The following is a 6506-nucleotide window of genomic DNA, read 5'->3' as shown; positions in this document are numbered from 1 at the left end:
GCTTCGGTACGTGCTGCGGTGCGCACCTGCTCGGCGTCGGCCCGCGCCTGCTCCAGGACGGCCTCAGCCTTGGCCCGGATTCCGTCAGCCTCCTTGGCGGCGCGCTCCAGGAGCAGTGCGGCCTCCCGGGCGGCATCGTCGCGGATCCGCTGCGCACTTTCGCGGGCCCGGTCCTCGATCGCGCCGGCGCGGCGGGCGGCTTCCGCACGGTGGCGGCCCGCCAGCGCGCGGCCGGCGGTCGCGGTCTGCTCCGCCTCAGAGCGCGCCTGGTGGCGGATCTGCTGCGCCTCCTCTTCGGCGGTGCTCCTCGTCTCCTTCGCGCTGGTAGTGGAGGCGGCCAGGCGGCGCCCGGATTCCTCCACCACGTCGGCGAGGACCTGGCGGGCGTCGGCTTTCGCCGTGGCCCGGACCTGGTGGGCGTGCAGGGCGGCCTGATCGGTGAGGTGGGCCGCGCGGGCCTCGGCATCGGCCAAGAGCGTGTCTGCGTCGGCGCGGGCCACCTCACGTACGAGGTCGGCCAGGTCGGCGGCGCGGTCACGGGCATCGGCCAGGGCCACATCGGCAGCTGACAACGCCGGGGCCGACACGGTCGGCGCGGTGGGCGTGGCCTTGACGACGGGGGGCTTGCGGGTGCGGGCCGGCGGCTTGCGCCGGGCCGGGGTCTTCGAACGCTGGGCGGTCGCCACGGCTGTCTCTCCCTGTGAAGTTGCGGCAGACAAGGGGAGAGCCGGCAGCCCCCTCGTGCGGGCTGCCGGCTCGGGTGGTGCGGTGGGGCGGGGATTTGTCAGGCCGGTGTGCGGTCACCGACGAGGTCGGCGACCGCACGCAGGTGCTCGCGCTGAGCGTCGACCACCTGGGTCACTTCCCCCACCAGCGGGGTGGTGCGGTAGGAGTCGTACGGGTCACTCGCCGTTCAGGACGGCCTGGTAGCGCTGCCAACCCTGACGGGCGGCGCCCGCGTACTCGCGGGACGCCTCGGCGCTGCGGAGCCAGATCCCGGCGGCCTCGGTGTGCCCGTCGCCGGCGAGAATGTCCGCGATCTGCGTCTCGCGGACCGCGTCCTTGTCGTGGCCGGCGGCGATCTCCTGCATCTCCCGCGCGCTGTGCGGCGGCGGGCAGATCTCGGAAAGGACCGTGTACGTGTCGAAGTCGGCGGGCGACCAGCCGGCCGGGTCGCCTTTGATGTCGCGGAAGTCTGCGGGCGTCATCGTCATCTGCTGCTCCTGGATCGTCAGTGCCGTCCCGGTTGGGGTTCGGCGCCTGGTGCGGGGTGGAGTTCGGCGACGCGGTGGCCGGCCTCCCAGGCGGCCGCGGCGGTGAGTGCGGCGGCCGCCAGGAGGGCGCGGGTGAGGGGGTGGGCCAGGCCGCGCGGCGATGGCCCGTACCGCGTGGTGCTGGGCGGTACGGGCGGCACGTATGTGCACGGGCTCCTATTTCTTCGGCTCGGACGGCGCTGGGGCGCCGCACGTGCAGGGCTCGTGCCGCACCGACTGGTACGGCTTGCCGTCGGCGCCAGTGCAGTTGACTGTCACGAGCCTCGGCGGGTGACCGCAGGCGCTCACCGGACCGCACCCGTCGCACTCGCCCGGCTCGGAGCGGTGACGGCCTGGCCGCAGCGGCAGGTCCAGTACCCGCACAGGACGCACGCGTCGTCCGCCGCACGCGCCGGCGCCGGGGAGTGGAAACTCAGCAGCGGGGGGCGGGTGTAGCCCGGGGCCATCTCGGCGAGGGTGCGCCGGGCCCGACGCTCGGGCGGGATCGTGGCGTCGCTGTCACGGACCATACGCACCAGCAGACGGCCCAGCCGCCGGCTGTGCGAGTCGGTCTCGTCCTGCGGGGTGACGATGGTGGTCATGCCGCGACCCCCCATCCAGTGCGGGCGCGGCGAGCGGAGCGGACGGCAGTGATGCGGTCGGCGAGCTCGCGGAGCCGCTGGTTCTGTTGCGCGACGAGTTCGGCCTGGTGCCTAATGCCGGCGCTCCTGGTCGGCATCACCCGAGCCTCGGCCCAAAGCTCGACCGACGCTTCGATCAGGTTCCTCCATTCCGCGTCGGCGGCCTCGTCGGCGGTCATCGCCTCGCTGAGGCGCTGGGCCTGGCGCTTGCGGAGTGCGGCCAGTTCGCACCCGGACCGGCCACCGCGCACCAGGTCGTCAACGCGGTCGTTGCCGTCGCCGTCGCGCAGTGCGAGCTCCTCGCAGGCCGCCCGTACCGGGCAGCCGTGGCAGACGCGGATCGCCTCGGCGCGCTGCGCCTGCCAGGTGGCCGTCGGCTCGCCGTCGGCCCGGAAGAACAGGTCGGGGTCGGCCTCGGCGCACTTGGCGCCGGCGTCGATTGCGGCCTGAAGCACCGGGCGCCGCATCCGGCGGGCCTGAGTGGATGTCATCCTGTGCATGTGCGTCTTCCCTTTCGTGGAGGGGGACTGCAAAGACGACCCCCGGGGGCCTAAGCCCGGGGGTTCGTCGCTTTCTGACTGCTGTACGAGCAGCCACGGCCCCGGCCGCCCCCTCTCGATGTGGGCGGCCGGGGCCGTGGTCGATCGTGCGATTGTTCAGCTCGCCAGGCGCTGGACGGTCAGGTGGTCCGTGGGCACGCTCCGTGCCTCGGCCGGGGTGTCACCCGCGGGTACCGCCCGCCGGGCCTTGTCCGCGTCAACCACGCGGGGCAGCGCCGCCTGCCAGTCGGCGACGCGGCCGGCGGCCGTGCGCTCCGCGCGGGCCCGCAAGGTCCGGTCCGTCTCCGCGCTGAACGCCTTGGGCAGCACGGTGGTGGCCGTGCGGCTGGACGCCTCAGTGATGGCGTCGTCGAGGGCCTGGCGCCATTCGGGGAGCGTCATATCGAACTCGACGCGGCGGTTACTGCTCCGGCAGTGGATCGCGGCGGCGACGCCCGCCTTGCCGGTGTGGTGCGGGACCAGCTTCTGCACGCGGCTGTTGATGCCGGTGATCGGCACCCACGTGCCGCAGTCCTCGCAGACGAGGACGGCCTGGAGCGGGTCGCGGAGGTCGATGCGCGAGGGCAGGAGCTTGGAGAGCTTGAGGGCGGGTAAGGCGCTGACCCGCTTCGTGCGGGTCCGACGGGGGCGTTCCTTAGCAGTGGGCATCGCGGCGGAAACGGCCATGGCGAATCTCCTCATGTGCGAAAGGGAGGGGGAGTAGGTGCGTCGCGGTGCTCTCTCCGCCCACCAGGCCGCACGGGTGACCCCGGCGTCCTGACGGACGGACAGCGCATAGCGCTGCGACGTGCAGTAGGTAGTCGAGAAACGCGGGGGATTTGGTGTTGCCATCGACCCCGGCCCCCTCTTGCGAGGCGGACGACTTCCTACGGTCTTGCGGTGGTGCTGACTCGGTGCTCCCGGAGGACCACGTGCCTTACGTACAAGGTGCACTATGTGCATAAGGTTGTCAAGGAGGTGTCCCCAATGACGACCCAGACCCTGCACCGACTGATCACCGAGCCCATGTGCTGCACTATGAGCAGCTCAAGCAAGCGGTCACATGACGAAGGAGCAGTGGTGGGGAACGGTCAGCCGGAGTACCAGCGCGTCATGGAGGATCTCCGACAACAGATCGCAGATGGCCGTCTTGCAGTCGGAGACCCGATTCCCTCGACAGCCAAACTGGGATCGCAGTACGACGTCTCCAGCACCGTGGTCCGGCGCGCCGTCACCGAACTGACCGCCGAGGGCCTTCTGTACGGACAGGCAGGAAAGGGCGTCTTCGTTCGGGCCCGGCCGACGCCTGTCGTAGCGCAACCTTCCACGGCCGAGCTTGCTGCCACAGTCAAGAGGCTTGAGGCCAGGCTTGACGCGATGGCCACCCGACTCGAAGAACTTGAGCGAGAGCGGAAGACCTGATTGCGTCACACCAAGCGAAGCAAGTCGACTTTGCACGGGACACCTCCTCATCCGCCATCCGGCTGCGCTGCTGAAGCAATCACACCGCAAGCGCTTCGGCGGGAACATCACAGCGCCCTGTCGAAGCGTGTACACGAGCTCGTTCACGGGTTTTCAACATCCGTGTACACATGGGACTTCGGGCCTGAGCTCTAGGCTCACAGGCATGACGATGACGGAGGGGCAGAGGGTGGGGAAGCAACGAGCGGGGTGGCGGCCGGACCGGCTGCGTGAGCAGCGCGAGGCACACGGCCTGACCCTGGAAAAGGCCGGCGAGAGGCTTCGCGAAGTAGCTGAGCGAGCCAAGCTGAAGGGCATTCCCGCCGCGAATCCGCAGACGCTCTGGCAGCACGAGCAGGGCGAGGTCTACCCGGGCCCGCACTACCGACGCGCCTACTGCCTGCTCTACCGGGCCACCGAGCCCGACCTCGGCTTCAGGACCGCGCTGCCCGGTGAGGAGACGTCCTTCAAGCTCACGCCGATGGACGATCGCCTCAACGGCGCGCACGTATTGGCCGTCGAACGAGCGGTCCACCGCATCTCACCCGGCAGCGAGGACGCCGGCCACTTCGCCCTCCAGCAGCGCATCATCGACGCCTGGAAGCGGAGGCACACTGGCGGCGATCCGCACCGCCCCGTCCTGATCCTGGTCGGCGGGTATGCCGGCAGCGGCAAGACCGAGCTGGCGAGGTTCTTCGTTCAGCTCACTGGTTGGCCGCTGCTCGACAAGGATCCCCTCACCCGGCCGCTGGTGGAGCGCCTCCTGGTGGCGTTGGGCGGCGATCCGAACGACCGGCACACCGAGCTCTACAGGGAGCGCGTCCGGTCTGTGGAGTACGACTGCCTGATGCAGTCAGCCATGGCCAACATCAAGTGCGGAATCAGCACGGTGCTGAGCGCGCCGTTCATCTCGGAGATGACGGATCCGGAGTGGATGCAGCGGCTGTCCAACCGGGCTGCGTCCATGGGGGTTGACGTCTTCCCCGTGTGGGTGCGCTGTGATGAGGAGTCGATGCGGGAGTACATCACCTTCCGCTCGGCGGCCCGGGACGCCTGGAAGTTGGCCCGCTGGGACGAGTACATGGCAACGATCGACCTCGACCTGCGTCCGGCGGTTCCGCATCTGGTCGTCGACAACCGTCTGGGGACCGCGGTGACGCTTGCGGACCAGGCGCGCCAGGCGATGGGGGCGATGTACGCATGACCGTGAAGAGGGGTGTCGTCCTCTACGGTCCGCCGGCGGCGGGCAAGGACACCGTCACCACTGCGCTAGGCCAGCTGAGTCCGGCTTACGCGCAGTTCGCGCGGCTCAAGGTGGGCACGGGCAAGTCCGCCGGGTACCGGATGGGTACGGCCGAGCAGCTGCACGAGCTGGAGGCCGCGGGCGCCGTCGTCTACGCGAACAGCCGGTACGGCAACACCTACGTCATCGACGCACCCGGTCTGGACGACGCATTCGCAGTCGGCGTGCCGGTGGTGCACCTCGGGCAGATCGACGGCATCCGGGCCCTGGTCGACGGCTATCCGGCGAGCTGGTCCGTGGTGCTGCTGTGGTGCCCTCGCGAGGTGACCGCAGCGCGATCCGCCGGTCGGGGAGACGGCGACACCACGGCGCGCCTGACGGCGTGGGATGCGACCCGCGAGGACTTGGACGCGCATCCGGAGACCGTCTGGGACCTGACGGTGGACACAACGATGGCGCCACCGCAGGAGGCGGCGCGGCTCATCGACCAGCTTGTGCAGGTGGGGGCAACGACGGCATGAGCGGGGGCTACGGCTGGGCGAGTCGGTCCAGGGCGTCGGTGAGCGTGAGCTCGCCATCGTCTTGGACGTTGTGCCACCGTGCCAGCGTGGATGCGGCCGACCGCAGCATCTCCGGCGGGAGGCCGGCGTCCGCGAGCGCGTCGGCGGCTTCCTCCAGCTCTGGGCCCCAGCGCCAGGCGCGGGCCGCGGCCTTGGCGATGTACTGCGGTTCGGATAGGTACGAGTCGGTGCGCTTCGAGGCGACTTCGAGGAGCTCCTGGTCCACGCCGTGCTCGCGCGCCATCCCGACCGCGAGTGCCACCAGGACCCGCGACGTCTTCTGGAAGCTGGTGTACGCCAGCTTCAGTGCGGACGCCTTCCCGACCTGCGTGCCCAGCACTGCGGTCCGGACGGCGGTGCCCGCGAAGAGTGCCTCGATCCGCTCGGTCGCAGCGTTCGGGCCGGACAGGTACAGGGTCGGTGTCTTGCCGCCGACCGGTGGGGAGCCGACGACCGCGCCGTCCACGACGGTGGCATCCGGTTCGAGTAGCGCGGTGATGCGCTGCGCCCGCTTCGGATTAATGGCGTTCGCCTCCACGTACACTCCGGCGAAGCCGTGCTGGACGACATCGCGGGCGAGGTCCTCGGCGGCGGCTGGCGGGCAGAGACTGATGACGATGTCACTGCGGTCGAGCAGCGCGGACAGCGTGCTTACCGGCGTCAGGCCGAACTGTTCGGCGCGCGCTGCCGACACGCTGCTGCGCCCGGCCTCGCACCAGAGGACCGCGGCGGCGTTGGCTGCAGCGCATGCGGCCACTGCGGCACCCATACTGCCGGGGTGGAGGATGCCGACGGTAGGCTGGTCCACG

Annotated in this window: 9 protein-coding genes and 1 pseudogene; 3 read left to right on the top strand and 7 right to left on the bottom strand. The window is 70.6% G+C overall.

Annotated elements, in window-relative coordinates; genetic code table 11:
- The 6 genes and pseudogenes from IE207_RS31740 to IE207_RS31715 all read right to left on the bottom strand — a co-directional run.
- Nucleotides 1–686: pseudogene (locus IE207_RS31740) on the bottom strand (hypothetical protein); the annotation flags it as partial.
- A gap of 216 nt (nucleotides 687–902) precedes the next feature.
- The gene (locus tag IE207_RS31735) at nucleotides 903–1214 is read right to left on the bottom strand and encodes a hypothetical protein (RefSeq protein WP_190187793.1); all 312 of its coding nucleotides are present in this window, start codon (nucleotides 1212–1214) and stop codon (nucleotides 903–905) included.
- A gap of 17 nt (nucleotides 1215–1231) precedes the next feature.
- Nucleotides 1232–1414: a hypothetical protein gene (locus IE207_RS31730; protein WP_229874215.1), complete on the bottom strand. Its 183-nt coding sequence runs from the start codon at nucleotides 1412–1414 to the stop codon at nucleotides 1232–1234.
- 144 nt (nucleotides 1415–1558) lie between these two features.
- A complete protein-coding gene (locus tag IE207_RS31725; protein ID WP_190187792.1) occupies nucleotides 1559–1855 on the bottom strand; it encodes a hypothetical protein in 297 nt (98 codons plus the stop codon).
- Nucleotides 1852–2349: a WhiB family transcriptional regulator gene (locus IE207_RS31720; protein WP_229874214.1), complete on the bottom strand. Its 498-nt coding sequence runs from the start codon at nucleotides 2347–2349 to the stop codon at nucleotides 1852–1854. The genes IE207_RS31725 and IE207_RS31720 overlap by 4 nt, the downstream gene beginning before the upstream one ends.
- A 201-nt stretch (nucleotides 2350–2550) precedes the next feature.
- Nucleotides 2551–3120: a hypothetical protein gene (locus tag IE207_RS31715; RefSeq protein WP_190187790.1), complete on the bottom strand. Its 570-nt coding sequence runs from the start codon at nucleotides 3118–3120 to the stop codon at nucleotides 2551–2553.
- 300 nt (nucleotides 3121–3420) lie between these two features.
- On the opposite strand from IE207_RS31715, the gene IE207_RS31710 reads away from it, so the two are divergent.
- The 3 genes from IE207_RS31710 (at nucleotide 3421) to IE207_RS31700 (ending at nucleotide 5658) form a co-directional block, all read left to right on the top strand.
- Nucleotides 3421–3855, top strand: a complete 435-nt coding sequence (locus tag IE207_RS31710) for a GntR family transcriptional regulator (protein ID WP_190187789.1) — start codon at nucleotides 3421–3423, stop codon at nucleotides 3853–3855.
- Between the two features lie 205 nt (nucleotides 3856–4060).
- On the top strand, nucleotides 4061–5098 hold the full coding sequence (locus tag IE207_RS31705) for an AAA family ATPase (RefSeq protein WP_190187788.1): 1038 nt from the start codon (nucleotides 4061–4063) through the stop codon (nucleotides 5096–5098).
- A complete protein-coding gene (locus tag IE207_RS31700; protein WP_190187787.1) occupies nucleotides 5095–5658 on the top strand; it encodes a phosphotransferase-like protein in 564 nt (187 codons plus the stop codon). The genes IE207_RS31705 and IE207_RS31700 overlap by 4 nt, the downstream gene beginning before the upstream one ends.
- A gap of 7 nt (nucleotides 5659–5665) precedes the next feature.
- Here the strand turns inward: IE207_RS31700 and IE207_RS31695 are convergent, their stop codons facing one another.
- Nucleotides 5666–6505 (bottom strand): DUF1932 domain-containing protein, encoded by an 840-nt coding sequence (locus IE207_RS31695; protein WP_190187786.1) that lies wholly within the window; start codon nucleotides 6503–6505, stop codon nucleotides 5666–5668.
- Nucleotide 6506: the final 1 nt, after the last annotated feature.

Origin of the sequence: Streptomyces cirratus (assembly GCF_014650775.1) — a bacterium.
Classification (GTDB): Bacteria; Actinomycetota; Actinomycetes; order Streptomycetales; family Streptomycetaceae; genus Streptomyces; species Streptomyces cirratus.
Note: the sequence above shows the minus strand (reverse complement) of the source record. Positions and strands in the feature narration are given on the sequence as shown.

Excerpts from the sequence above, each read along its gene's own strand:
- IE207_RS31735 (WP_190187793.1), bottom strand. The coding sequence starts at position 1,214 with ATGACGATGACGCCCGCAGACTTCCGCGACATCAAAGGCGACCCGGCC.
- IE207_RS31725 (WP_190187792.1), bottom strand. The coding sequence starts at position 1,855 with ATGACCACCATCGTCACCCCGCAGGACGAGACCGACTCGCACAGCCGG.
- IE207_RS31715 (WP_190187790.1), bottom strand. The coding sequence starts at position 3,120 with ATGGCCGTTTCCGCCGCGATGCCCACTGCTAAGGAACGCCCCCGTCGG.
- IE207_RS31710 (WP_190187789.1), top strand. The coding sequence starts at position 3,421 with ATGACGACCCAGACCCTGCACCGACTGATCACCGAGCCCATGTGCTGC.
- IE207_RS31705 (WP_190187788.1), top strand. The coding sequence starts at position 4,061 with ATGACGATGACGGAGGGGCAGAGGGTGGGGAAGCAACGAGCGGGGTGG.
- IE207_RS31700 (WP_190187787.1), top strand. The coding sequence starts at position 5,095 with ATGACCGTGAAGAGGGGTGTCGTCCTCTACGGTCCGCCGGCGGCGGGC.